We start from the raw sequence: 26,568 nt of genomic DNA, 5'->3' as shown, positions 1-26,568 counted from the left end.
GATGGCGCAGGCTGGACGGCTCGGCCGATTTCGACGAATTGCCCGCGAATTGTGTTGCGGGACGCGTGGACGGCCATCCACCCTAGGGCTGCTGATCTGGTCGCGATGGTCGAATCGAGATAATGTAGGGTGGACTCCCGAGTCCACGGGGTTGCGCCGCCGCGTGTCGAAACACCGATGGTGGCCGTGCGAATACGCGTGGACTCAGGAGTCCACCCTACGAATCGCTCAAGCCACCAGCGGCGCGGCTTCGTTCAGCAAGGCTCCACACTTATCCGCCGGCAGCGGCTTGCTGATGTAGTAGCCCTGGATCTCGTCGCAGCCGTAGGCGCGCAATGCGTCCAGGTGCGCGATCGTCTCGACACCCTCGGCCACCACCTTCAGGTTCAGGCTGTGCGCGAGGCTGATCACGGCCTTGGTGATGGCGGCATCGTCGGCGTCGTCGGGCAGGTCGCGCACGAACGTGCGGTCGATCTTGAGAGCGTCGAGCGGGAAGCGCTTCAGGTAGGCCAGGCTCGAGTAGCCGGTGCCGAAATCGTCGACCGACAGGCGCATGCCCTGCGCCTTCAGGCTGGACAGGATGCGCACGGCGCTTTCCGGGTCCGCCATCAGCATCGATTCGGTCAGCTCGAATTCGAGCAGGCACGGGTCGATGCCGGCGTCGGCGACGATGCCGCGCACGGTGCCGGCAAAACCGGCCTGCGCCAACTGGCGCGCCGACAGGTTGATCGCCACCGGCGGCACCGATGCATGCAGGGCGGACCAGGCCTGCACCTGGCGGCAGACTTCGGTGATGATCCATTCGCCCACCGGCAGGATCAGGCCGGTCTCTTCGAGGATCGAGATGAACTCGATCGGTGCCACCAGGCCGCGTTCGGGATGGTGCCAGCGCAGCAGGGCTTCGAAGCCGCTCAGTGAGTTGCCGGCCAACTTCACCTTCGGCTGGTAATGCAGTTCGAACTCGCCGCGCTCGAGCGCCAGGTGCAGCTGGGATTCGGTCTGCAGGCGCAATGCGGCATTCGCGTTCATCTCGGCGCGGTAGAAGCGGTAATTGTTGCGGCCGTCCTGCTTGGCGCTGTACATCGCCGTGTCGGCGTTTTTCAGCAGGGTGGCCGCGTCGATCCCATCCTCGGGCCAGGCGGCGATGCCGACGCTGGCCGAGACGAACAGCTGCTGGCCTTGCAGCAGGAAAGGCTGGGCCAGCGCCTCGACGATGGATTGCGCGATGGCTTCGGCCTGGCCGCTTGCCGCGAGCTGCGGCAGCACGACGGCAAACTCGTCGCCGCCCAGGCGCGCCACCACGTCGACGGCGCCGACGCAGGCCTGCAGGCGCGCGCCGGCCTGCGCCAGCAGGGCATCGCCGGCACTGTGGCCGAGCATGTCGTTGACGCTCTTGAAGCGGTCGAGGTCGATGAACATGACGCCGGCGCGTTCCCCCGACAGCGCCGCGCCGGCGATCGCTTCCTCCAGGCAGGTGCCGAGGCGATGGCGGTTCGGCAGGCCGGTGAGGGTGTCGAACTGCGCCAGCCAGGTCAGGCGCTTGCGTGCCTCCTCGCGCTCGACGGCGCTGGCCAGGATGTTGGCCAGGCTGCCCAGGAAGGCATCCTCGTCTTCCTGGAAGGTGCGTGCGGCGTGCGCGTAGACGGCCAGCGCGCCAAAGGCGCGGCCGCCGCCGGCGACGGCCGACTCGATGCTGGCGCCCTCGAAGCCGAGCACGGCGGCGCTCCAGTGGGCCAGCGCCGCGCCGGCGTCGGGGGCGCAGGGAAAGGCCGTGCCGAGGGCAGCGGCCGGGAAGCCGTGCGCTGCCCGCAGGGTGGCGCTGCCGGCCGCCGGGTCGAAGCCGAACAGCGCGGCGTGGCGTACGTTGAGACCTTCGCAGGCGACCGCCGCGGCCATGTCGAACAGGCCGGCCAGCGGACCGCCTTCCAGCGCCTTGCGCCCGAGGCGTGCGAGCAGGCCCTGGCGCATGGCGTTCCAGACGATCGCATCCTCGAATTGCTTGCGCTCGCTGATGTCGACATCGATGCAAATGTATTTTTCGACCTGGGCGGCAGTATCGAAGATCGGCACGATGGTGCGGTACCACTGGCGCTCGCCAGTGCGCGTTGCGACCGCGACTTCGCCGCGCCAGACCGTGCGTGCCGGCGTCCAGCCGTTGCCGGCCTGGGGCAGCGGCCGCCCGACCAGTTCCTCGCGCGCGTAGCCGGACTGCGCCACGAACTGGTCGTTGACGGCGATGACCAGCCCGGCACGGTCGACTTCGCAGACGATCGCCGCCTGGTCGAGCGCGCTCTTGTGCTGGACCAGGGAATCCATCAGGATGTCGATGCGCTGGCCATACTGGTCGCGCATGCTGGCGGCGCTGCGGTTCACGGCCAGGATGGCTTCGCGGATCTCGAGCGGCGTATCGGAGGAGATCGCAGCGCCGCCTTCGCCGTCGCCGGCGTCGAAGCGCAGGCGGCCTAGGTTTTTCAGCCAGCGTGCCAGCAGCGCGCGCGCCAGCGCCAGGCTGAGCGCGAGGATCACCCCGGCCAGCAGGGCCGACTGCACCAGCAGCAGCCACAATTGCGAGGCCAGCCGGTGTTCGTCGAAATGCAGGCGCAGCACGCCGTAATCCGTGCCGCCGACGTTGACGACCCGGTTGACGTCGTAGAGTTCATGCGCCACGTGTTCGCTGAGCCAGGCGGGGGCTGGTGCCAGCGCCTGGTCGGGCGCGGCCCGCACCTGGATGGTGCCGCCGTCCAGGTCGATGAAGACCGCGCTCTGGAACGGCGAGCGCAGCATCATCGTCGCCAGGGTGCGCCGCACTGTGTCGTAGTCGCCGATCACCGCGCTGTCCTCGACCGCGCGTGCCGCCACTTCGATCAGGGTATTCGCCGCATCCTGGGTTTCTTCGATGTGCGCGAGGTACTGGTGGCGATAGAACATGCCCAGTCCGACCCCGACGAACACCAGCATGCTGAGCGCGAACAGGGTGAAGACGCGCCCGACCAGGGTGCGCGGAAGCAGCAGGGTGACCAGTTTCAGCATGGGGTGCCGGGCCGCCTAGCGCAGCTCGGCCGGGGCGGCCTGGTAGAAGAGGCGGTAGGCCGCATAGTCGGCCTCCGTGGCGGCGACGAAGCCCACCGGCTGCGGCGCGTGGATCAGCGCCGTCGCCGCGTCGAGGATGCGGCGGCCCTCCGGATCGCGCCCCATGCCGAGGAAAGCCGCGGCCACGGCGCGCACCTGCGCCGCCGGCACGCGGCTTGAGGCCATCAGCGCCAGGTCATTGAACGGCGCCGAACTCCACAGCACGCGGAAGGACTGGTCCTCGCGCCCGCCATAATTCTGCACCAGTTGCGAATTGGCGCCGGCGGCCCGGGCGCGGCCGCTCGCGAGCTGGGTAAAGGCGGCGTCCATGTTGCCGGCGAATGCCACCGTCACCGGAATCTTACGGCGCAGCAGCTCGGCGTACGTGACCTTGTAGGCGACCAGCGCTTCCGGACCGGGAAAGGCGACGGTGCTGCCGGCCAGTTCTTCCAGCCGCTGCACGGGCGAGTCGGCCGGCACCACGATCTGCGCGCGCACCGGGTCGGCGTCGCGCCGCCCGAACACGCTCCAGCCCATCTTGGCCCGCTCCGGGCTGAACAGGTGGTTGGTAAAGGCGAAATCGACTTCACGCGCCAGGATGAAACTGGTGGTGTCGGCCGAGGTACGGCCGAGTTTCAGGTTCAGCCGCACCCCGCTCTTGTTCGAGACGTAGCGGATGATCGGGTTCCAGAAGCTGGCCGATACCTGCAGGTTGTACTGGTTGACGGGCGAGAAGTTATAGGCGGGATGATCGGCGGCCACGGCGGGGCCGGCGGACGAAACAGCCAGGAGCGCGGCGAAGCCGGCCCGGAGGGTCTTGCGCATGATGGGGAACGGAAGGAGGGCGCTCGGCGAACGCGGGGAAAGGAACTATAGCAGAGTTCAGCTAAAAGTTCCTTTTAGCAACTGTTTCCTGTTGTAAAGTCGCCGCGCCCGTCAGAACTGCTCGTCCGCCCGCAAATAGCGCCACTGCCCGACCGGCAAGTCGCCCAGCTTGACGCGGCCGATGCGCACGCGCTTGAGGCCCACCACTTTCAGCCCGACCATGTCGCACATGCGGCGGATCTGGCGCTTCTTGCCTTCTTTCAGGGTGAAGCTGAGCTGGTCGTCGTTTTGCCAGCGCACCTTGGCCGGCAGCAGCGGCTTGCCGTCCATCCAGAGGCCGTGGTTGAGTTTCTTGAGGTCGGATTCGGGCAGCTTGCCCGGTTTGGTGTACTCGACCCGCACCAGGTATTCCTTGTCGACCGAAGTGGTTTCGCCGATCAGCTGCTTGGCGATGCGCCCGTCCTGGGTCAGCACCAGGAGGCCCACCGAGTCGATGTCGAGTCGTCCGGCCGGCACCAGCGAACGCAGCTGGGTCGGGTGGAACTGTTCCGGCGCCGGATCGTCCGGCCAGCGGTTTTCCGGCTTGATCAGGGCGACGGCCGGGGTGTAGCCGTCTTCGGCCTGGCCGGACACGTAGCCCATCGGCTTGTTGATCAGGATCGTGACGCGCTTCGATTGCTCGGCCGCGGCCTGGCGCTCGACCGTGATGCGCTGGTCCGGCAGTACCTTGCTGCCCAGCTCCGCGACGACCTTGCCGTCCACCCGCACCCAGCCGCGCGCGATCCATTCATCGGCTTCGCGGCGCGAGCACAGGCCCAGTTCGGACATTCGTTTGGAGAGGCGGAGCGGTTCGGTCATTGGTAACTACTTATTAAGTGAGATAGGTTGTATCAGATCGTCTGATTCAGATCGCCAGCGCGGCCAGCAGCTCTTTTTCCAGCTGCACCAGCACACGCGGGTTGTTCAGGTTGGGGCCGTCGACGAGGAACACGTCCTCGACGCGCTCGCCCAGAGTCATGATTTTCGCGGTATGCAGGTTGATGCGGTAGCGCGTGAGCACGTTCGCGATCGCATATAGCAGGCCGGTGCGGTCGTTGGCGGTGATCGAGAGCAGGTAATGCTGGCCGCGCTCGTCGGGACGCACTTCCACGTTCGGCGCCACCGGGAAGTGGCGCGACAGGCGCGACAGGCGCCCGCGCGTGGGGGCGGGCAGCGGCGTTTGCGAGATCAGCAGTTCGCACAGTTCGTGCTCGATCAGGCTGATGATGTCGCGGTAGTTGCGGGCGAAGTTTTCCTGGGTGACGAGGAAGCTGTCGAGCGCGTAGCCGCCCTGGGTGGTGTGGATCTTGGCGTCCAGGATGGAAAAATTCTGGCGGTCGAAATAGCTGCAGATGCGCGCGAACAGGTCGGGCTGGTCCTTCACGTAGACGGCCACCTGCAAGCCTTCGCCGACCGGCGCCAGGCGCGCTTTCACTACCGGCCTGGCGCTGTCGACCCTGTCGTACAGGCAGCGTGTCTGCCAGGCGATGTCGGAGGCGTCGTGGCGCAGGAAATAGACCACGTCGAGCTGGTTCCACAGCGCCTCGTGCGCATTGGCTTCCAGCCCGAACAGGCGCAAGGTCGCCAGGGCTTCCTGCTGGCGCGTGCGCAGTTCGCGGTCGGCCGAGTGCTCCTCGCCGCCGAGCACGCGCAGCGTGATGCGGTACAAATCTTCCAGCAGCTTGGCCTTCCAGGCATTCCACACCTTGGGACTGGTGCCGCGGATGTCGGCCACCGTCAGCAGGTACAGGGCGGTCAGGTGGCGCTCGTCCTTCATCACCGCGGCAAAGGCCTGCACCACGTCCGGGTCGGACAGGTCCTGCTTTTGGGCGACGTGCGACATGGTCAGGTGGCGTTCGACCAGGAACACCACCAGTTCGGTGTCGCGCTCCGAGATGCCATGGTCGCGGCAGAATTCTTCGGCGTCGATCTTGCCCAGTTCGGAGTGGTCGCCGCCGCGCCCCTTGGCGATATCGTGGAACAGCGCCGCCACGTACAGCAGCCAGCGGTCGCGGAAGTTGGCGATCAGCTGGCTGCAGAACGGGTATTCGTGCGCGTGTTCGGCCATCGTGAAGCGGCGCAGGTTACGCACCACCATCATGATGTGCTGGTCGACGGTGTAGACGTGGAACAGGTCGTGCTGCATCTGGCCGACGATGTTGCGGAAGTTGGGCAGGTAGCGCCCCAGCACGCCGAAGTCGTTCATGCGGCGCAGCGCGTGCACCAGGCCGATCGGCGCCTTCAGGATGCGCAGGAAGTTGGCGCGGTTGCCCGGGTCGGCGCGGAAGGCCTCGTCGATCAGGTTGCGCGCATGCCAGAGCGCGCGCGTGGTGCGCGCCGTCATGCCGCGCAGCTCGGGGCGTTCGGTCATGACGACGAAAATGGCGAGTATCGCCGACGGCGTGGTCTCGAAGGTATCGTCGCGCACGATGTCGATGAAACCATTGACGTTGTTGAAGGACGCGTCGATCGGTACCGGGACGGTGGCCTGCGGGAACAGGCGCGCCTCGATGTTCTGCAGCAGGATCGTGTTCAGCTGGGTCACGGTTTTCGCCGCCCAGTAGTAGCGCTGCATCAGGTATTCGCTGGCGCGGCGGGCGCCGGGCCCGGGCGGGTCCGATTCCAGGCCAAAGGATTCGGCGATCGCCGTCTGCACGTCGAACAGCAGGCGGTCTTCGCGGCGGCCCGTGTGCAGGTGCAGGCGCACGCGGATGTCCTTGAAGGCGCGTTCCTTTTCCATCAGCTGGCGCGCTTCGTCCTGGGTGATCAGTTCGCGCACGGCGAGCTGGCCCCAGGAGTTGGCGAGACCGGCCGCCTTGGCCACCCACAGGATCACCTGCAGGTCGCGCAGCGCGCCGGGGCTCTCCTTGCAGTTCGGCTCGAGCGCAAAGGCGGTGTACTCGTACTTGGCATGGCGCAGGCGCATTTCCGCGGTCTTGTCCTGGAAAAAGGCTTGCGGATCGAGCGCTTCCTGGTAGCGCGTTTGCAGCTGTTCGAACAGCGCCGCGTCGCCGGTGACCAGGCGCGCTTCCAGGAGGCTGGTCTGCACCGTGATGTCGGCCGCCGATTCGGTCATGCATTCGTCGACCGTGCGGATGCTGTGCCCGATTTCCAGGCCCAGGTCCCACAGCAGCTGGACCAGGCCTTCCAGCTTGGCCTCGGTGATGGCGTCGGGCCGGGCGCCCAGCAGGATCAGCAGGTCGACGTCGGAATAGGGGAAGAGTTCGCCGCGGCCGTAGCCGCCGACGCCGACCAGCGCCGTGTTGACCGGCAGGCGTGCCGCCACCCAGGCTTCGGCAAGGATGTCGTCGACGCACTGGCGCAGCCCGCGCAGCAGTTTTTCCGGCTTGCCGTCCTCGTGGAAGGCCGCGAACAGGACCTGGCGTTCGGCTTTCAGCCGGCTTTTCAGTTCGGGGCGGGCGTCATCGAGGGCGGCGGACATCGCTTCCTTTATGCCTGGACGGCTTCTTTATGGGCGGGCCGCGCAGGCAGGACGATGGCCGGCGGCGGCGGGGTGCCGGCCGACTGGGTCAGGATCTCGTAGCCGGTTTCGGTGACGAGGATCATGTGTTCCCACTGGGCCGACATGCTGCGGTCGCGCGTCTTGATGGTCCAGCCGTCCGGCATTTCCTTGATTTCGCGGCGGCCGGCATTGATCATCGGCTCGATCGTGAAGATCATGCCCGCTTCCAGCTTGTCGAGCGTGCCCGGCTTGCCGTAGTGGAGTACCTGCGGCTCTTCGTGGAACACGCGGCCGATGCCATGGCCGCAGAATTCGCGCACCACGCTGTAGCCGTTCTTTTCCGCGTGCTGCTGGATCACGTGGCCAATATCGCCCAGGTGCGCGCCGGGTTTGACTTTCGAGATGCCGAGCCACATGCATTCATAGGTCACTTCCGCCAGGCGACGTGCCAGGATCGACGGTTCGCCGATCAGGAACATGCGGCTGTTATCGCCATGAAAACCATCCTTGGTGATGATGGTGACGTCGATGTTGAGAGCGTCGCCGTTCTTCAGCACCTTGTCGCCCGGGATGCCGTGGCAGATGACGTCGTTGACCGAGGTGCAGACCGCCTTCGGGAAGGGCGGGTAGCCCGGCGGCGCGTAGTTCAGGGGCGCCGGCACGGTGCCTTGCACGTTGGTCATGTATTCGTGGCACAGGCGGTCGAGTTCGCCGGTGGTGACGCCCGCCTTGACGAAGGGGGTGATGTAATCGAGCACTTCGGCGCCGAGGCGGCCGGCCAGGCGCATGCCTTCGATTTCTTCCGGGGTTTTGATGGAGATGGACATGGATGAGCAGTTCAAACGAACGGTAAGTATTCTTTGCATTATAAGGGATGTGCCCGGGCGTTGCGGGGCAGGGGATGCGGCTGCGATGTTCATGCGCCGCAGCGGTGGGCATGCCCACCGTACGGTGTCCGGCATCTTGCAGCCGTAGGGCGGGCATGCCCGCCGCTACAGAGCCAAAAGGCACGCAACGCTTGAAATAATGCCCGAATTCCGCTAGAATCTCGGGTTGCTTGAACTGAGGTTCAGCAATGTTGCTCAGTTGCTTACTGAGATATCTATTTTATTTGTTCAAAATCGCGAAGTCGGCCGCCAAGGGTGCCCCAAAGGGTGACTGGCCGATATTCAAGAATTTAACCCTGGAGAATTACATGTCCGTTACTATGCGCGAAATGCTGGAAGCCGGTATTCACTTCGGCCACCAGACCCGTTTCTGGAACCCAAAGATGGCACCGTTCATCTTCGGTCATCGCAACAAGATCCACATCATCAACCTGGAAAAAACCATGGCGATGTACCAGGATGCGATGAAGACCATCAAGCAGATCTCGGCCAACCGCGGCACCATCCTGATGGTCGGCACCAAGCGCCAGGCGCGCGACATCATCGCCGCTGAAGCAGCGCGCGCTGGCGTTCCTTACGTCGACCAGCGCTGGCTGGGCGGCATGCTGACCAACTTCAAGACCATCAAGACCTCGATCAAGCGCCTGAAAGACATGGAAGCGCAAGTCGAAGACGGTTCGGTCGAGAAGCTGTCGAAGAAAGAAGCGCTGATGTTCTCGCGCGAAATGGTCAAGCTGCAGAAATCGATCGGCGGCATCAAGGACCTGGGCGGCGTTCCTGACGCAATCTTCGTCGTCGACGTCGGCTACCACAAAGGCGCCATCACCGAAGCCGGCAAGCTGGGCATCCCGGTCATCGGCATCGTCGATACCAACCACTCGCCAGAAGGCGTCACCCACGTGATCCCTGGCAACGATGACTCGTCGAAGGCCATCACCCTGTACGCACGCGGCGTCGCCGATGCGATCCTGGAAGGCCGTGCCAGCGCCACCAACGACGTCGTCGAGATGGTCAAGGCTGGCGGCGACGACTTCGTCGAAGTCTCCGAGCAGGCATAAATCGTAAGGTCGGCTTGACGCCTGCCGCGATTGAAAAGGGGTGCTGGGCCGTGGCTGCGCACCCCTTTTTTTAAGCACAGAATTATTAAGAAATTATCGAGTGGGCGCCATCCGATGGCGCCTGCAACTCTGAATCACATTTAGGAGAGAAACATGGCAGCGATTACTGCAGCGATGGTAGGCGAACTGCGCGCGAAGACCGATGCGCCGATGATGGAATGCAAAAAAGCACTGACCGAAGCCGAAGGCGACATGGGCCGTGCCGAAGAGATCCTGCGCGTCAAGCTGGGCGGCAAGGCATCGAAGGCGTCGGCACGCGTGACCGCTGAAGGCGTGGTCGCGACCTACATCGCCGGCAACGTCGGCGCGCTGGTCGAAATCAACAGCGAAACCGACTTCGTCGCCAAGAACGACGACTTCCTGGCCATGGCCAACCTGGCAGCCAAGCTGGTCGCCGAGCAGAACCCTGCCGACGTGGCAGCCCTGTCGGCGCTCGACGCCGGCGGCCAGACCTTCGACGAACTGCGCTCGGCGCTGATCGGCAAGATCGGCGAGAACATGACCGTGCGCCGCTTCCAGCGTTTCGAGACCACCGGCAAGCTGGCCTCGTACCTGCACGGCACCCGTATCGGCGTCGTGGTCGACTACGAAGGCGCGGACGAGCAAGTCGGCAAGGATGTCGCGATGCACATCGCCGCCATGAAGCCGGTCGCCCTGTCGGCCGAAGGCGTGCCAGCGGAAATGATCGAGAAAGAGCGTTCGGTCGCCCAGCTGAAGGCCCAGGAAGATGCCGACGCGGCCGCTGCCGCCGGCAAGCCTGCGCAGTCGCCGGAAATCCTGGCCAAGCGCCTCGAAGGTTCGGTCCAGAAGTACCTGAAGGAAGTCTCGCTGCTGAACCAGACCTTCGTCAAGAACGACAAGCAGTCGATCGAGCAGATGCTGAAAGCCGCCAACACCACGGTGAAGGGCTTCACGATGTACGTCGTGGGCGAGGGCATCGAGAAGAAGGTCGACGACTTCGCAGCAGAAGTTGCGGCACAGATGGCTGCCAACAAGCAGTAATGTGAAAGCGGGCCGCAAGGCCCGTTTTTTTGACCCGACACTTTATTGTGCCGGGTTGCGTAGGGTGGGCCGGGCCGCGAGAGGCTCCGCCCACGCGGTGATACCTGGCGGCTCCGCTTTCGTGCACGACGATCTCGCTGTCGCGTATCACCGCGTGGACTCGGGAGTCCACCCTACGAAGCGAGATGCCACACGTCCGAGCGTGCGCGCCAGTTTCGCCGCCATCTGTACATTTGCAGATGAGGCTCCAGGCACAGCCTGCGGCCAGACCCGAATTCGAACCAAACACTTAGGAGAGCGCTTCATCATGACAAAACCAGCCTACCAACGAGTCCTCCTTAAACTGTCTGGCGAAGCGCTGATGGGCGACGATCAGTTCGGCATCAACCGCGTGACCATCGACCGCATGGTCGCCGACGTCGCGGAAGTGGCGAAGCTGGGTGTCGAGCTGGCGGTCGTGATTGGCGGCGGCAACATCTTCCGCGGCGTCGCGCCGGGTGCGCAGGGCATGGACCGCGCCACCGCCGACTACATGGGCATGCTGGCCACCGTCATGAACGCGCTGGCCCTGGCCGATGCCATGCGCCACGTCGGCATCACCGCGCGCGTGATGTCGGCCATCGGCATCGACCAGGTGGTCGAGCCCTACGTGCGCCCGAAAGCGTTGCAATACCTGGAAGAGGGCAAGGTCGTCGTCTTCGCCGCCGGCACCGGCAACCCCTTCTTCACCACCGATACCGCGGCCGCCCTGCGCGGCGCCGAAGTGGGCGCCCAGATCGTGCTGAAGGCAACCAAGGTCGATGGCGTTTATACTGCGGACCCGCAGAAGGACCCGAGCGCGACCCGCTACGAGTCGATTTCGTTCGACGAGGCGATCTCGAAGCAGCTGCAGGTGATGGACGCCACCGCGTTCGCCCTCTGCCGTGACCAGAAACTCCCGATCAAGGTGTTTTCGATCGTCAAGCCCGGCGCCCTCAAGCGCGTGATCATGGGCGAAGACGAAGGTACCCTGGTACACGTTTAACAATAAACAGCAACACTGACTGACAGGAGAGCAGCATGTCCTTAGCTGACGTAAAAAAGAATGCGCAAGAGCGCATGAACAAGTCGATCGAAACCCTGCGTGCCGACCTGGCCAAGGTGCGTACCGGCCGCGCCCACACCGGCATCCTCGACCACATCACGGTCGACTACTACGGTGCGCCGACGCCGCTGTCGGGCGTGGCCAACGTCACCCTGATCGACGCGCGCACGATCGGCGTCCAGCCCTACGAAAAGAAGATGCTGAGCACGATCGAAAAGGCGATCCGCGATTCCGACCTGGGCCTGAACCCGTCGACCTTTGGCGAACTGGTGCGCGTGCCGACGCCGGCGCTGACCGAAGAGCGCCGCAAGGAAATGGTCAAGCTGGTCAAGTCGGAAGCGGAAGACGCGAAGATCGCCGTGCGTAACATCCGCCGCGATGCCAATGAGCAGCTCAAGAAGATGGTCAAGGACAAGACGGCATCGGAAGACGACGAACGCCGCGAGTCGGACGGAATCCAGAAGCTGACCGACAAGTTCGTCGCCGACATCGACAAGATGGTGGCCGAGAAGGAAAAAGAAGTCCTGACCGTGTAAGATATGGGCGCCCGGCCAGGGGCGCCCGGCCAGGGGCGCCCGAAGAGGGCGCTTTCCCGTACCCGGCAACCCAGCAATACGTAAGCAGAAGTAACCGGCAGCAGCATGCAGGCCATTCGCGCGCACAATCGCGCGAGGGTCTGCGCTTTGCGCATTGTCCGCGCATTGTTCGCGTTTTTACCGCACACGCCATGATGGCAATCGATTTATGATCTTTAAGAGTTCCACGACCGTAGTTCCCGATGTGCCGGCCGTCCCGCGCCATATTGCCGTCATCATGGATGGCAATGGCCGCTGGGCGACGAAGCGCCTGCTGCCCCGCGTCGCGGGGCACGTCAAGGGTGTGGAAGCCGTGCGCGGCGTGGTCGAAGCCTGCGTGCTGCGCGGGGTCGAATACCTGACCCTGTTTGCCTTTTCCTCGGAAAACTGGCGCCGTCCGCAAGAAGAAGTCTCGCTCCTGATGCGCCTGTTCGTCACCGCGCTCGAGCGCGAAGTGGCGAAGATGCATGCCAATAACATCCGCCTGAAAGTCGTCGGCGACCTGTCGCGCTTCGACGCCAAGCTGCGCGAGATGATCGCCAACGCCGAGCGCCGCACGGCGGGCAACACGCGCCTGACGGTGACGGTCTGCGCCAACTACGGTGGACGCTGGGACATCATGCAAGCCACCAGCAAGATGGTGGCAAGCAATCCGGGTGTCACGGACTTCACCGAAGAGATGCTGGCGCCGCACCTGGCGATGGCGTATGCACCCGAGCCCGACCTGTTCATCCGCACCGGCGGGGAAGAGCGCATCTCCAACTTCCTGCTGTGGCAGCTGGCCTATTCCGAACTGTATTTTACCGACACCTACTGGCCGGATTTCTCGGTCGAGTCGCTGGACGCGGCGATCGCGTCTTACCAGAGCCGCGAGCGCCGTTTTGGCCGCACCGGCGAACAAGTGGCCACGAAAAAAAGCTGATGCTCAAAACCCGGATCCTCACCGCGCTTGTGCTGCTGGCAGTGCTGCTGCCAGTCCTGTATTCCAACAACTTCACGGCGTTCGCGGTGGTGGCGACCGCCTTCTTCGGCGCCGCCGTCTGGGAAACCTTCCGCCTGTTCAACCCGAAGTCGAACAAGGCGATCGTGGTGGCGGCCGCCTGGACCGCGGCCTTTGCCTGGACCTTCTTCTTCAACAATAGCGGTGCGGCCCAGACCTTCTGGTTCGTGATCAGCGTGCTGGTCTGGGTGCTGTGTTTCGTGCCCTCGCTGAAAACGGGCCTGCCGCCGCTCGACGGCGTCGCCAACACATTGCTCAGCCTGACCTACGCGGTGTCGCTGGTCGGCTGCTTCGCCGCGATCGTCGCGCTGTACGCGTATTCGCCGCTGTACCTGCTGTCGGTGCTGGCCATCGTCTGGTCGGCCGACATCTTCGCCTACGTCTGCGGCAAGACCTTCGGCAAGCGTAAAATCGCACCGACGATCTCGCCCGGTAAATCCTGGGAAGGCGCGATCGGCGGCGGCATCGTCACCCTGGTGGTCGCCACGCTGGTCATCGCCTTCGGCGGCGAACAGCTTGCCAACACGTTCCCGGTCCGCGTCCAGGCCAGCCTCGGCTGGGCTGCAACCTGGCTGGTGCTGGCCCTGATGGTCGCCGCCAGCATCGTCGGCGACCTCTTCGAATCCCAGCTCAAGCGCCGCGCCGGCATGAAAGACAGCAGCAACCTGTTGCCCGGCCATGGCGGCGTGCTCGACCGGGTCGACGGCCTGGTCCCGGTATTGCCGCTGGCGGCACTGATCGGCGCCTGGCTGTAGGCTGTACGCTGTAAGGAATTTAAACATGCAACGCATCACCATCCTCGGCGCCACCGGCTCGATCGGCGTCTCGACCCTCGACGTGCTCGCGCGTCATCCCGAGCAATACCAGGTGTATGCGCTGTCGGCGCACAGCCGCGTTGCCGAACTGGCGGTGCAATGCCGCCAGTTCCGTCCGCAACGCGCCGTCGTCGGCACGCCGGAAGCGGCCGCCGAACTGACGCGCCTGCTGGCCGGCCTGCCGGTCGACGTGTCGTACGGCGAAGCGGCCCTGTGCGAGATCGCCGCCAGTCCCGACACCGACACCGTGATGGCCGCCATCGTCGGCGCCGCCGGCCTGGCGCCGACCCTGGCCGCCGCCCGTACCGGCAAGAAAATCCTGCTGGCGAACAAGGAAGCCCTGGTCATGTCGGGCCAGCTGTTCATGGACGCCGTGCGCGAGCACAAGGCGACCCTGCTGCCGATCGACAGCGAACACAATGCGATCTTCCAGTCCTTGCCCGCGCATTATGGGCGCGCCCCCGAAGCGGCCGGCGTGGCGAAGATCCTGCTGACCGCATCGGGTGGTCCCTTCCTGAACCGCGCGGTCGAGACGCTGGAAAGCGTGACGCCGGCCGAGGCTTGCAAGCATCCGAACTGGTCGATGGGTCGCAAGATCTCGGTCGATTCGGCGACAATGATGAACAAGGGCCTGGAAGTAATCGAGGCGCACTGGCTGTTTGGTGCCCCGGCCGACCAGATCGAGGTGGTCATTCACCCGCAAAGCGTGATCCACTCGATGGTGTCCTACGTCGACGGCTCGGTGCTGGCCCAGCTCGGCAACCCGGACATGCGCACGCCGATCGCGCACGCGCTGGCCTATCCCGAGCGCATCGCTTCCGGCGTGGCCCAGCTCGACCTCACCAGCATGAGCGCGCTGCATTTCCACCAGCCCGACTATGCCCGCTTCCCCTGCCTGGCGCTTGCCTTCGACGCCCTGCGCGCCGGCGGCACCGCCCCGGCGCTGCTGAACGCGGCCAACGAGATCGCGGTCGAAGCCTTTCTGGAGGAGCGCATCGGTTTCCGCGACATCGACCGCGTCGTACGCCGCGTGATGGACGAGAACGAACATGGCGCCGCCAGCGACATCGCCGCCGTGATGGCCCAGGATGCGCGTGCGCGCGCCGCCGCCTCCGGCATCGTCGCCACGATCGCCCGGAACTGAGCATGAGCTTCCTCTACACCGCGGTCGCCTTCCTGCTGGCGTTGGGGCCGCTCATCATCTTCCATGAACTCGGCCACTACTGGGTCGCACGCGCCTGCGGCGTGAAGGTGCTGCGCTTCTCGGTCGGCATGGGCAAGGTGGTCTGGTCGCGCCGTTTCGGCAAGGATCAAACGGAGTGGGCCGTCTCGGCGCTGCCGCTGGGCGGTTACGTCCAGTTCCTCGACAGCCGCGACCCGGCCACCGCGCCGACGGAAGAGTCCGAGCGCGCGCGCGACTTCATGCGCCAGAACGTCTGGAAGCGCATCGCCATCGTCGCCGCCGGACCGGCCGCCAACCTGCTGCTGGCGATCGCGCTGTTCGCCGCGCTCTTCATGCATGGCCTGGAAGAGCCGGGAACCAAACTGCGCCCGATGGCGTCGAACACTCCGGCCTACGTCGCCGGCCTGCGTGGCGGCGACAGCATCGTCGCCGTCAACGGCGAGCCTGTAGCCGGCTGGTCCGACCTGCGCTGGCAGGTCACGCACCTGGCGGTGGAGCGGCAGGATGCCCACCTCGACGTGCGCGGCGCCAACGGCAGCCAGTATGCGGCCACGATTCCGGCCGCCGCCATGCGCGAGCCGGGGCCGGATGCCGACCCGATGTCGACGCTGGGCCTGGATGTCTGGATCGGCATGCCGGTCGTGGAAAAGTCGGTCGAGGGCGGCGCCGGTGCGCGCGCCGGCTTGCTGCCGGGCGACGTCGTGCTCGGCGCCGATGGCAAGCCGTTCGCCCATGCGGCCGAATTCGTGCAGGCGGTGCGCGCCGCGCCCGGGCGTACCCTGCAGCTGCAGGTACGCCGCGGCAGCCAGGAACTGGTGCTGCCGCTGACGCCATCGACGGACGCCAAAGGACAGGGCCTGGCCGCCGTCGCGCTGGCGCCGGCGCTGGAGCGGGTCATGGTGCAATCCGGCCCGGCCGAGGCGTTCGTGAAAGGCGCGCGCCGCACCTGGGAGATGACGGCGCTGACCTTCAAGATGATCGGCAAGATCGTCACGGGGCAGGCTTCGCTGAAGAACATCACCGGTCCGATCGCCATCGCGGACTACGCCGGACAGACCGCGCGCATGGGCCTGGCGACCTTTTTGGGCTTCATCGCGGTCGTCAGCGTGAGCCTCGGTGTCATGAATCTGTTACCAATCCCCGTGCTGGATGGGGGGCATTTGTTGTATTATTCGCTGGAAGTTTTGACCGGGCGTCCCCTGTCCGAGCGAATCCAGGGATTCGCGCAGCGCGCAGGGGTGGCCCTGCTGTTCATGCTGATGGCGCTCGCCATCTTCAATGACCTGTCGCAGCGGTTGTAACCGAAGCTGCGGCACTGCGCCACCGTCAAACAAGAATATTACGTTGTCCAATGACTGACTAGCCAATGAAATCACAACCAGATCGTTTTGCCCTGCCGTTCATTCGCCGCAGCCTGATCGGCGCGGCCGTGCTGGCGCTGTGCGCCGCTCCCGCGCTTGCCGTCAATCCGTTCGTCGTCAAGGACATCCGCATCGAAGGCATCCAGCGCACCGAAGCCGGCACCGTGTTCAGCTATCTGCCGGTGCGCGTGGGCGAAACCTTCGACGACGACAAGAGCGTCGCCGCGATCAAGGCGCTGTACGCGACCGGCTTCTTCAAAGACATCCGCCTGGAAGAAGAGAAGGGCGTGCTGGTGGTGCTGGTCGAGGAACGTCCGGCCATCAACACCGTCGATTTCACCGGCACCAAGGAATTCGAGAAGGACATGCTGGTCAAGGCGCTGCGCGACATCGGCGTCGGCGAGGCCAAGATCTACGACAAGGCCGCGGTCGACCGCGCCGAGCAGGAACTCAAGCGCCAGTACCTGTCGCACGGCCTGTACGGCGTGAAGATCACGACCACCATCACGCCGATCGAACGTAACCGCGTCAACGTCATGTTTAACGTCGACGAAGGCGACATGGCGCGCATTCGCCAGATCAACATCGTCGGCAACAAGGCTTTCTCGGACAAGGAATTGCGCGAAGTATTCCAGCTGTCCACCTCGGGTTGGCTGACCTGGTATTCGAAGGCCGACCAGTACTCGAAGACCAAGCTGACCGGCGACCTGGAAGCGATCAAGTCGTTCTACCTGGACCGCGGCTACCTGGAAGCGACCGTCGAATCGACGCAAGTCGCGATCACGCCGGACAAGAAGGACATCTACCTCACCATCAACATCACCGAAGGCGAGAAATACACCGTCTCGGGCGTCAAGCTGGAAGGCGAAACCTTCGGCCGCGAGGACGAACTGCGCCAGCTGATCCTGCTGCAGCCGGGCAAAACCTATTCGGGCGCCCTGCAGGAAGCCTCGAACAAGCGCATCGCCGCGCGCCTCGGCCAGTTCGGCTACGCCTTTGCCAACGTCAATGCCGACCCGCAGATCGACCGCGAAAAGCGCGAAGTCGCCTTCACCTTCGTCGTCGATCCGGGCAAGCGCGCCTACGTGCGCCACGTGAACATCTCGGGCAATACCGTCACCCGCGACGAGGTGATCCGGCGCGAATTCCGCCAGTTCGAAAGCAGCTGGTACGACGCCGACAAGGTCAAGCTCTCGCGCGACCGCGTCGACCGCCTCGGCTACTTCAAGGAAGTCAAGGTCGATACCCCGGAGTCGCCGGGCACCAGCGACCAGGTCGACATCAACCTGAGCGTCGAGGAAAAGCCGACCGGTAACTTCATGATCGGCGGCTCGTTCTCGCAGGCCGAGAAGTTCACCTTCACGGCATCGGTCCAGCAGGCCAACTTCGCCGGTAGCGGCCAGACCGTCGGCATCGACCTGAATACCTCGAAATACAGCAAGACGATCGCGTTCTCGAACACCAATCCGTACTTCACCGACGACGGCATTTCGCGCGCCTTCCAGCTCTACCTGCGCACGACCCGTCCGCCGCTGGAAAACATCGGTTCGTACACGGTGCGCCAGACCGGCGGCAACATGACCTTCGGCGTGCCGTTCTCCGAGACCGACACCGTCTACTTCGGCGCCGGCCTGGAGCGCACGCTGCTCGAGACCGATGCCACCAGTCCGGCCCTGTACCGTAACTTCGTCGCCCAGAACGGCGGACCGAACGACGCGAGCAATCCGGACACCTTCGGTATCGGTACCGGCAAGAGCATTTCGATCCCGCTGACCGTGGCCTGGGGCCGCGACAGCCGCGACAGCGCGCTCACGCCGAGCATCGGCCGCTACCAGCGCGCCAACTTCGAGATCGACGCGATCGGCGACGCCAAGTACTTCCGCGTGGTCTACGAGCACCAGTGGTATCGTCCGGTGACCTCGTGGATGACGCTGGCCCTGCGCGGCGAATTCGATTACGGCAAGGGCATCGGCGGCAACGCCTACCCGGTCTTCAAGAACTTCTATGCCGGCGGCATCGGTTCGGTGCGCGGCTACGAGAGTTCGACCCTGGGCGTGGTCGACCCGGTCTATGGCGACGCCATCGGCGGCTCCAAGCGCGTGCTCGGCAGCGTCGAGCTGCAGTTCCCGTTCCCGGGCAATACCAAGGACCGCAGCCTGCGCTGGTTCACCTTCGCCGACGGCGGCCAGGTGTACCAGGAAAAGTCGAAGATCTTCCTGGGCGAGCTGCGCTACTCGGCCGGTATCGGCCTGTCCTGGATTTCGCCGGTCGGTCCGCTGCGCTTGAGTTATGCTAAGCCCCTGAATGCGAAACCGGGCGACCAGCTCGAGCGCTTCCAGTTCCAGATGGGCACGGGCTTCTGATCCGGCGCCCGGCTGCTTTACCTTATTCACCGCGGAGAACTATGTTGAAAAATCCGATAGCCTCCCTGCCACGCATGGTCCCCCACGTGCTGGTGCTGGCAGCCCTGTGCATCGCCGCGCCGCTCGTCGCGGCGCAGACGGCGCCTAGCCGCATCGGCTTCGTGACCACCGAGCGCCTGATGACGGAATCAAAAATGGCCAAGGCGGCCGACGCCAAGATCCAGGCCGAATTTTCGAAGCGCCAGAAGACGAACGAAGAGATGGTCGCCAAGTTCAAGCAGATGAGCGAGAAGTTCGACGCCGATGCGCCGCGCCTGACCGACGTCGAGCGCACCCGCCGTGCGCGCGAACTGTTCGACATGGAAAAAGACGTGCAGCGCATGAACCGCGAGTTCACCGAAGACCTCATGCAGCGCAAGAGCGAAGAGCGCGCGGCGATCGCCACCAAGGCGTATAAACTGATCGAACAGATCGCCGAGCAGGAAAAGCTCGACGCCGTCTTGCAGGAAGCCGCATGGTCGAGCCCGCGCATCGACATCACCGACAGGATCCTGAAACTGCTGGACAAGTAACTTGGAACATCGCGAACACACACGGCCGGGCGTACGCCTCGGCGACCTGGTCGAGCGCTTCGGCGGCCAGCTGACGGGTGACCCCGACCTGGTGGTGGCATCGATTGCACCGCTCGACAGCGCCGGCCCGGCCCAGATCAGCTTCCTCAGCAACAGCAAGCTGCGCGCGCTGGCCGCGCAAAGCGAGGCCGCGGCGCTGATCCTGTCGCCGCTGGACGACCCGTCGGTCGCCGCCACCTATGGCGGCGCGCGCATCGTCACGACCAATCCCTACGCCTATTTCGCCCGCGCCGCGCAGTATTTCGTGGCGCTCGAAGAAGCGCCGCCGGCGCCCGGCATCCACCCGAGCGCCGTGGTCGACCCGTCGGCCGAGATCGACGCATCGGCCCACGTCGGCCCGCACGTCACGATCGAGGCCGGGGCCATCGTCAAGGCCGGCGCCGTCATCGACCATGGCTGCTTCGTCGGCAAGGGCGCCGTGGTAGGCGAGGGCACGCACTTCTTCGCCAACGTCACCTTCCACCGCGGCTGCATCATCGGCGCGCGCGGCATCGTGCACTCGGGCGCTGTGATCGGCGGCGACGGCTTCGGCTTCGCCAACGAGGCCGGCGTCTACATCAAGATCCCGCAGACCGGGCGCGTGGTGATCGGCGACGACGTCGACATCGGCTCGAACACCTCGATCGACCGCGGCGCGCTGGCCGACACCGTCATCGAAGACGGCGTCAAGCTGGACAACCAGATCCAGATCGGCCACAACTGCCACATCGGCAAGCACACGGCGATGGCCGGCTGCGTCGGCGTCGCCGGCAGCGCGAAGATCGGCAGCCGCTGTACCTTCGGGGGCGCGGCGATGGTGCTGGGCCACCTCGAGATCGCCGACAACGTGCACATCTCGTCGGGCAGCATGGTCTCGCGCTCGGTGCTCGAACCCGGGCAGTACACGGGTTTCTATCCGCTCGCGAAAAACGCCGAATGGGAGAAGTCGGCCGCGATCGTGCGCAACCTGAACACCATGCGCGACAAGATCCGCGCATTGGAAAAAACAATTAAAACGATTACGGAACCGAAATGACCGAAACGACGACCCCAAAGCGCACCCTGAACATCACCGAGATCAAGGAATACCTGCCGCACCGCTATCCGCTGCTGCTGGTCGACCGCGTGCTCGACGTCGAAGTGGGCAAGCGTATCACCGCCATCAAGAACGTGACCGTCAACGAAGAATTCTTCAACGGCCACTTCCCGCACCAGCCGGTGATGCCGGGCGTGCTGATGATCGAAGCGATGGCGCAGAGCGCCGCCATCCTGTCGTTCATGACGATGGATGTAAAGCCGGACGAGAACTCGGTCGTGTATTTCGTCGGCATCGACAACGCGCGTTTCAAGCGCCCGGTCGGCCCTGGCGACCAGCTGGTGATGGACGTCGAGATCCTGCGCGTCTCGCGCGGCATCTGGAAGTACAAGGCGACGGCGAGCGTCGACGGCAAGGTTGCGGTGGAAGGTGAACTGATGTGCACCATCCGCGCGAACGAGAACAACGCGGGGCAGTAATGACCAGGATTCACGCCACTGCGATCGTCGACCCGAAGGCCGAGCTGGACAGCTCGGTCGAAGTCGGCCCGTACTCGATCATCGGTCCGAATGTACGCATCGACGCCGGCACGGTGGTCGGTCCGCACGTGGTGATCGAAGGCCACACGACGATCGGCAAGGACAACAAATTCTTCCAGTTCGGGTCGATCGGCGCCGCGCCGCAAGACAAGAAATGGCAGGGCGAACCGACGCGCCTGGAGATCGGCGACGGCAACACCATCCGCGAATTCGTCACCTTCAACCTGGGTACCGCCCAGGACGAGGGCGTGACGCGCCTGGGCGACGACAACTGGATCTCGGCCTACGTGCACCTGGCGCACGACTGCCAGGTCGGCAGCCACACGATCTTTTCGAACAACGCCCAGCTGGCCGGCCACGTCATCGTCGGCGACCATGCGATCCTGTCGGGCTACGCCGGCGTGCACCAGTTCTGCAAGATCGGCGCCCATGCCTTCATCGGCATGTACACCAGCCTGACCCAGGACGTGCCGCCCTTCGTGCTGGTATCGGGTAACCCGGCCGGCGCGCGCGGCGTCAACATCGAAGGCCTCAAGCGGCGCGGTTTCACGCGCGCCCAGATCGACGGCATCCGCGCCGCCTACAAGCACATCTACCGCTCGAACCTGACGCTGGAAGAAGCCAAGGCGGCGCTGGCACGCGAGGAAGAGGCGATGCCGGAAGCGGCAGCGGACATCCGCGCCATGCGCGACTTCCTCGGCAGCGCCACCCGTGGCATCGTCCGCTAAAGGAGCCGGCGGGGAGATTTCGCTGGCCCTGGTCGCCGGCGAGGTCTCGGGCGACATGCTCGCTGCGCGCCTGCTGGCCGGACTGCGTCCGCACCTGCCGCACGCACGGTTCCACGGCATCGGCGGGCCGCGCATGATCGAGCAGGGCCTCGTGTCGGACGTGCCGATCGACACCCTGACCGTGCGCGGCCTGTTCGAGATCATTCCGCGCTATCGCGAAATCAAGGGCATCCAGAATCGCCTGCGGGATCGCTTGCTGGAAGAACGGCCGGCCGCCTTCATCGGCGCCGACTACCCCGGCTTCAACCTCGGCCTCGAAGAACAGCTGCGCGCCGCCGGCATCCCGACCGTGCACTTCGTCGGCCCGCAAATCTGGGCCTGGCGCGGCGGGCGCATCAAGAAGATCCAGCGCGCGGTGTCGCACATGCTGGTGATCTTCCCGTTCGAGGAAAAAATCTACCAGGATGCCGGCGTGCCGGTGACCTATATCGGCCATCCGCTGGCGGAAACCATTCCGCTGGTGCCGGACGTGGCGGCGGCCCGCGCGGCGCTCGGCCTGGCGCCGGATGCGCGCGTGGTGACGGTCATGCCCGGCAGCCGCATGGGCGAACTGAAATACCTGGCCGAGCCCTTCGTGCGCGCCGCCGGCCTGCTTGCAAAACGCGATCCCGGCCTGCATTTCGTCGTGCCGATGGCGGGCGCGAAGCAGCGCGCCTATTTCAGCGAAATCGTGGCCCAGGCCGGCCTGAAGGACATCGCCCTGCACCTGGTGGACAATTCGCACACCGCGATCGCCGCCGCCGACGCCGTGCTGGTGGCCTCGGGCACGGCCACGCTCGAAGTGGCGCTGTTCAAGAAGCCGATGGTGATCGCCTACAAGGTCATGCGCGCGTCATGGGAAATCATGCGCCACATGGGTTACCAGCCTTGGATCGGCCTGCCCAACATCCTGGCGCGCGAATTCCTGGTGCCGGAGCTGCTGCAGCACGCGGTGACCCCGGACACCCTGACCGATGCGGTGTGGAAACAACTGAATGACGCCGCGGGACGCGACCGGCTTGCAGTGCGCTTCACGGAGATGCATCATAGCCTCCTGCGCGACAGCGCCGCGGTGAGTGCCGAAGCCGTATTGCGGATCATCCGTTAAAATCGGCGGGCATGCCCGCCCTACGGTACATCGCAGTCACGGACTGATGTTCACCGTAGGGCGGGCATGCCCGCGTTACGAACGCATCCCGATCGAATCGCATCCCTTGACCACCGAATCAAAAACACAGGCACCATGAGCAAAAAACGCGTCAACTTTTACCCCGGCCTGCCGCCGCGCCTGCGCCCCTTCACCGACCTCGACATCGTCTGCGGCGTCGACGAGGCCGGCCGCGGCCCGCTGGCGGGGCCGGTGTTCGCCGCCGCCGTCATCCTCGACCCCAAGCGGCCGATCGAGGGGCTGCGCGATTCCAAGAAGCTGACCGAGGCACGTCGCGACGAGCTGGCGCCGCAGATCCGCGAATACGCGCTGGCCTGGGCGATTTGCGAAGCCTCGTGCGAGGAAATCGACACCCTCAACATCCTGCACGCCACCATGCTGGCCATGCGCCGCGCCGTGGAAGCGCTCTCGATGCTGCCGACCATCGCCCTGATCGACGGCAATCGCTGCCCGCCGATGGACATCCGCGCCCATGCCGTGATCGAGGGCGACGACAAGTGCCACGCGATTTCGGCCGCCTCGATCCTGGCCAAGACCGCGCGCGACGCCGAACTTGTGCGCCTGCACGCGCAGTATCCGGAATACTGCTTCGACCAGCACAAGGGCTATTCGACCGCGCTGCACCTGGAGCGCCTGCGCCTGCACGGCCCGTCTCCCGTGCACCGCCGCTCGTTCGCCCCGGTGCGCAACCTGCTGCAGGTCGACCTGTTCGCCGCTCCTGTCGAAGAAAGCGTGGCCCTCGCATGAAGTCGGTCACCTCGCGCGACAATCCGTTTTATAAAGACCTCAAGGCGCTCGCCGCCAGTTCGCAGGCGCGGCGCAAGGCCGGGCGCACGCTGCTCGACGGCGTGCACCTGTGCCAGTCCTGGCTGGACCTGCGCGGCGCCCCGGCGCATTGCGTGGTGTCCGAAGGCGCCCTGCATAATCCGGAAGTGGCCGACATCGTCGCCCGCTGCGAAAGCCTGCGCGCCCACGTGACCGCCTTGCCGGATGCGCTGTTCGGCGCCGTCAGCCAGGTCGAGCATGGCGTCAACCTGCTGTTCCTGGTCGAAACGCCGGCCCCGGTCCAGCCGCCGGCGCTCACGGTGTCGGCCGTGCTGCTCGACGGCGTGCAGGACCCGGGCAACGTCGGCTCGATCCTGAGGAGCGCCGGCGCCGCCGGCATCACGCAAGTGTTCTGCAGCGCCGGCACCGCCTTTTGCTGGTCGCCCAAGGTGCTGCGCGCGGCGATGGGCGCGCACTTCGTGCTCGAGATTTTCGAGAACGTCGACCTCGGCGCCCTGATCGACAACTCGGGCATCGCCGTGCTGGCGATGAGCGGCTATGCCGAACAGAAGCTGTATGACGTCGACCTGCGCGGTCCGGTGGCCTGGCTGCTCGGCCACGAAGGGCAGGGCGTGGCGGATGACCTGATGGCGCGCGCCACCCACCAGGTGGTGATCCCGCACGCGGGCCAGGTCGAGTCGCTGAACGTAGCCGCCGCCGCCGCCATCTGCTTCTTCGAACAGCTGCGCCAGCGCGCTTAGTCGATCGACATGGACGGTAGGGCCGCCGGTAGGGTAAGCTCCGGCTAATAATTCGTGGAGCAGAGATGGACATCGCGCACTTGCCGCACTTGCATTTTCTGGTAGCCGAAGGCGACGGCGCGCAGCGCGCCGCGCTGGTCGAGATGCTGGGGCGTCTCGGCGCCAGCCGCGTCACCGACGTGCCCGACGGGCACATGGCGCTGCGCACCTTCCAGGCCGGCTTCACGCCGCGCGTGCACATCGCCATCGTCGACCTGGCGCTGCCCGGCATGGACGGGCTGGAACTGATCCGCAACCTGGCCACCATGGACGCCGGCGTCAGCCTGATCGTCACCGGCGCCCAGCCGGCCAACCTGCTGTTCTCGGTCGAGACCCTGGCCCAGGTCTACGGCATCGACCTGCTCGGGTCGATCTCCAAGCCGGTCACCGCCGCCAAGCTCAAACCGCTGATCGACAACTACGCGCCGGCCCCAGTGCCGCCAACGGTCGACGACACGCCGCGCTTCACCTTCGCCGAAATCGGCAGCGGCCTGCAACAGCGCCAGTTCGAACCCTTCTTCCAGCCCAAGATCGAACTGGCCACCGGCCAGGTCAAGGGCCTGGAAGCCTTTGCGCGCTGGCGCCATCCGGAACACGGCACCCTCGGCCCGTCCGCCTTCATCGACGCGCTCGAGCAGAACAACCGCATCGATTTCCTCGACTGGAGCATGATCGAGCTGTCGGTCGAACGCTGCCGCTGGCTGCACGACCAGGGCACGCCGATCTCGATTTCGATCAACCTGGCGCCCGAGACGCTGGCGCACCCGGCTTTCCTGCGCCAGATCGGCGCCTGCCTCGGCCGCCACGCGCTGCTGCCCGACTACATCACCTTCGAGATGCCGGAATCCTCGGTGCTGAATACCGACCCGAACTTCATCGAACGCCTGGTGCGCCTGCGCATGATGGGCTTCGGCCTCGCCATCGACGACTACGGCACCGGCCGCTCGAACCTGCAGCTGCTGGCGCGCATTCCGTTCACGGAGCTGAAGATCGACCGCAGCTTCGTCGATGGCGCCTCGAAACGGCGCCCGCTCGGCACCGTGCTGCGCTCCTGCCTCAGCCTGGCGCACAGCCTGGACCGGATGTCGGTGGCCGTCGGCGTGGAGACGCGCCAGGACTGGGACTTCCTGCAGGGGCTGGGCTGCACCTATGCGCAGGGCTATCACATCGCCAATCCGATGGAGGCGTCCGCCTTCCCCGGCTGGCTGGAAGACTGGCGCCATTTTTTCTGAACTGTCGTAGCTGCTGCTTTTTGTATCGAACTTCACGGAGGAACGATGGGAATTCAGTTGCGCTGCCGTTGCGGCAAGCTGCAGGGCGAAGTCGATGCAACGCGTGTAAAAGCGCGGGCGATCTGCTATTGCAAGGATTGCCAGGCCTTTGCGCGCTTCCTGAAGGCCGAGGACCGGGTGCTCGATGCATCCGGCGGCACCGAGGTCGAGGCGGCGCTGCCGGCGGCCGTGCGTTTGACGGGCGGCCTCGAACACCTGGCCTGCATGTCGCTCAGCCCGAAGGGCATCTACCGCTGGTATGCGTCCTGCTGCGATACGCCGGTCGGCAACACGCCGCGTAATCCGAAAGCATCCTACGTCGGCCTGGTGCGCACCTGCTTCGCGGCTTCGCCGGAAGAGCTAGACCGCCAGCTTGGGCGCTCGCACATCACCGCCAATACCGGCTCGGCGCATGGGCCGACGAAGACGACGCCGGTCGCGACGCTGGTTGCGGTGGCGAAGATCGGCACCATGCTAATCAAGGCGCGGCTCGACGGCGGCTACCGCGACAATCCCTTCTTTGACGCCAACGGCGCGCCGGTGCGCACGGTGCGCGTGCTGACGCGAGAAGAGCGCGCCGCCGTCACGCCCTGAGGTAGGTCCGGCATTGCGTTAATGTAGGGTGGACGCGTCATTGAGTCCCCCGGACTCATGACTCCACGCGTGATCGCTGCAGGCTCCGATGTCGCGCCCGATGATCTAGTTGGGATCATTAAAGGCTCCGATTACCCGCACGATGATGCCACCGTCGCGTATCACCGCGTGGGCGAAGCCCACCCTTGTATTATGCTTTCTGAGCTTATTGCTCACTTTAACCCGAGGAATCA

At 65.2% G+C, this 26,568-nt stretch carries 23 protein-coding genes; 18 read left to right on the top strand and 5 right to left on the bottom strand.

Annotated elements, in window-relative coordinates; translation table 11 throughout:
• Positions 1-228: 228 nt before the first annotated feature.
• The 5 genes from IFT60_RS11440 to map all read right to left on the bottom strand — a co-directional run bounded on the left by IFT60_RS11440 (position 229) and on the right by map (position 8,223).
• The gene (locus IFT60_RS11440; RefSeq protein ID WP_192052107.1) at positions 229-3,030 is read right to left on the bottom strand and encodes a putative bifunctional diguanylate cyclase/phosphodiesterase; all 2,802 of its coding nucleotides are present in this window, start codon (positions 3,028-3,030) and stop codon (positions 229-231) included.
• Between the two features lie 15 nt (positions 3,031-3,045).
• On the bottom strand, positions 3,046-3,894 hold the full coding sequence (locus IFT60_RS11435; protein ID WP_192052106.1) for a phosphate/phosphite/phosphonate ABC transporter substrate-binding protein: 849 nt from the start codon (positions 3,892-3,894) through the stop codon (positions 3,046-3,048).
• A 111-nt stretch (positions 3,895-4,005) separates the two neighbouring features.
• Positions 4,006-4,752, bottom strand: a complete 747-nt coding sequence (locus IFT60_RS11430; protein ID WP_192052105.1) for a pseudouridine synthase — start codon at positions 4,750-4,752, stop codon at positions 4,006-4,008.
• Positions 4,753-4,798: 46 nt separating this feature from the next.
• Positions 4,799-7,375 (bottom strand): [protein-PII] uridylyltransferase, encoded by a 2,577-nt coding sequence (locus IFT60_RS11425; protein WP_192052104.1) that lies wholly within the window; start codon positions 7,373-7,375, stop codon positions 4,799-4,801.
• A gap of 8 nt (positions 7,376-7,383) precedes the next feature.
• On the bottom strand, positions 7,384-8,223 hold the full coding sequence (gene map, locus IFT60_RS11420; RefSeq protein ID WP_192052103.1) for a type I methionyl aminopeptidase: 840 nt from the start codon (positions 8,221-8,223) through the stop codon (positions 7,384-7,386).
• Between the two features lie 368 nt (positions 8,224-8,591).
• On the opposite strand from map, the gene rpsB reads away from it, so the two are divergent.
• From rpsB to IFT60_RS11330, 18 genes are all read left to right on the top strand, one after another.
• Entirely contained in the window at positions 8,592-9,341 is a 750-nt protein-coding gene (gene rpsB / locus IFT60_RS11415; RefSeq protein WP_192052102.1) for a 30S ribosomal protein S2, read from the top strand.
• Positions 9,342-9,494: 153 nt separating this feature from the next.
• The gene (gene tsf / locus IFT60_RS11410) at positions 9,495-10,403 is read left to right on the top strand and encodes a translation elongation factor Ts (RefSeq protein ID WP_192052101.1); all 909 of its coding nucleotides are present in this window, start codon (positions 9,495-9,497) and stop codon (positions 10,401-10,403) included.
• Between the two features lie 307 nt (positions 10,404-10,710).
• On the top strand, positions 10,711-11,427 hold the full coding sequence (gene pyrH / locus IFT60_RS11405; RefSeq protein WP_192052100.1) for a UMP kinase: 717 nt from the start codon (positions 10,711-10,713) through the stop codon (positions 11,425-11,427).
• Between the two features lie 35 nt (positions 11,428-11,462).
• Entirely contained in the window at positions 11,463-12,023 is a 561-nt protein-coding gene (gene frr, locus IFT60_RS11400; protein ID WP_192052099.1) for a ribosome recycling factor, read from the top strand.
• Positions 12,024-12,231: 208 nt separating this feature from the next.
• A complete protein-coding gene (uppS, locus tag IFT60_RS11395) occupies positions 12,232-12,984 on the top strand; it encodes a polyprenyl diphosphate synthase (RefSeq protein WP_192052098.1) in 753 nt (250 codons plus the stop codon).
• A complete protein-coding gene (locus tag IFT60_RS11390; RefSeq protein WP_192052097.1) occupies positions 12,984-13,817 on the top strand; it encodes a phosphatidate cytidylyltransferase in 834 nt (277 codons plus the stop codon). Before uppS ends, IFT60_RS11390 begins: the two co-directional genes overlap by 1 nt.
• A gap of 25 nt (positions 13,818-13,842) precedes the next feature.
• Positions 13,843-15,021: a 1-deoxy-D-xylulose-5-phosphate reductoisomerase gene (ispC, locus tag IFT60_RS11385; protein ID WP_192052096.1), complete on the top strand. Its 1,179-nt coding sequence runs from the start codon at positions 13,843-13,845 to the stop codon at positions 15,019-15,021.
• Positions 15,022-15,023: 2 nt separating this feature from the next.
• Positions 15,024-16,361 carry an RIP metalloprotease RseP gene (gene rseP / locus IFT60_RS11380; protein WP_192052095.1) on the top strand — a complete coding sequence of 446 codons (1,338 nt, stop codon included), beginning with the start codon at positions 15,024-15,026 and terminating at the stop codon, positions 16,359-16,361.
• A gap of 65 nt (positions 16,362-16,426) precedes the next feature.
• Positions 16,427-18,784 (top strand): outer membrane protein assembly factor BamA, encoded by a 2,358-nt coding sequence (gene bamA / locus IFT60_RS11375; protein ID WP_192052094.1) that lies wholly within the window; start codon positions 16,427-16,429, stop codon positions 18,782-18,784.
• Between the two features lie 41 nt (positions 18,785-18,825).
• Positions 18,826-19,356, top strand: a complete 531-nt coding sequence (locus IFT60_RS11370; protein WP_192052093.1) for an OmpH/Skp family outer membrane protein — start codon at positions 18,826-18,828, stop codon at positions 19,354-19,356.
• A gap of 1 nt (position 19,357) precedes the next feature.
• Complete coding sequence (gene lpxD, locus IFT60_RS11365; RefSeq protein WP_229510816.1) at positions 19,358-20,431, top strand: UDP-3-O-(3-hydroxymyristoyl)glucosamine N-acyltransferase; 1,074 nt, start codon at positions 19,358-19,360, stop codon at positions 20,429-20,431.
• The gene (gene fabZ / locus IFT60_RS11360) at positions 20,428-20,910 is read left to right on the top strand and encodes a 3-hydroxyacyl-ACP dehydratase FabZ (RefSeq protein ID WP_192052092.1); all 483 of its coding nucleotides are present in this window, start codon (positions 20,428-20,430) and stop codon (positions 20,908-20,910) included. The genes lpxD and fabZ overlap by 4 nt, the downstream gene beginning before the upstream one ends.
• Positions 20,910-21,698, top strand: coding sequence for an acyl-ACP--UDP-N-acetylglucosamine O-acyltransferase (lpxA, locus tag IFT60_RS11355; RefSeq protein WP_192052091.1), 789 nt, complete (start codon positions 20,910-20,912; stop codon positions 21,696-21,698). The genes fabZ and lpxA overlap by 1 nt, the downstream gene beginning before the upstream one ends.
• Positions 21,682-22,845: a lipid-A-disaccharide synthase gene (lpxB, locus tag IFT60_RS11350; RefSeq protein ID WP_192052090.1), complete on the top strand. Its 1,164-nt coding sequence runs from the start codon at positions 21,682-21,684 to the stop codon at positions 22,843-22,845. Before lpxA ends, lpxB begins: the two co-directional genes overlap by 17 nt.
• A gap of 135 nt (positions 22,846-22,980) precedes the next feature.
• Entirely contained in the window at positions 22,981-23,652 is a 672-nt protein-coding gene (gene rnhB / locus IFT60_RS11345; RefSeq protein ID WP_192052089.1) for a ribonuclease HII, read from the top strand.
• A complete protein-coding gene (locus IFT60_RS11340) occupies positions 23,649-24,431 on the top strand; it encodes a TrmH family RNA methyltransferase (RefSeq protein WP_192052088.1) in 783 nt (260 codons plus the stop codon). The genes rnhB and IFT60_RS11340 overlap by 4 nt, the downstream gene beginning before the upstream one ends.
• Before the next feature lie 65 nt (positions 24,432-24,496).
• Positions 24,497-25,702, top strand: a complete 1,206-nt coding sequence (locus IFT60_RS11335) for an EAL domain-containing response regulator (protein WP_192052087.1) — start codon at positions 24,497-24,499, stop codon at positions 25,700-25,702.
• A 45-nt stretch (positions 25,703-25,747) separates the two neighbouring features.
• Positions 25,748-26,335 carry a DUF6151 family protein gene (locus IFT60_RS11330; RefSeq protein ID WP_192052086.1) on the top strand — a complete coding sequence of 196 codons (588 nt, stop codon included), beginning with the start codon at positions 25,748-25,750 and terminating at the stop codon, positions 26,333-26,335.
• The last annotated feature ends 233 nt before the right edge of the window (positions 26,336-26,568 follow it).

This window comes from Massilia sp. CFBP 13721, assembly GCF_014842025.1.
Lineage (GTDB): Bacteria > Pseudomonadota > Gammaproteobacteria > Burkholderiales > Burkholderiaceae_D > Telluria.
Note: the sequence above shows the minus strand (reverse complement) of the source record. Positions and strands in the feature narration are given on the sequence as shown.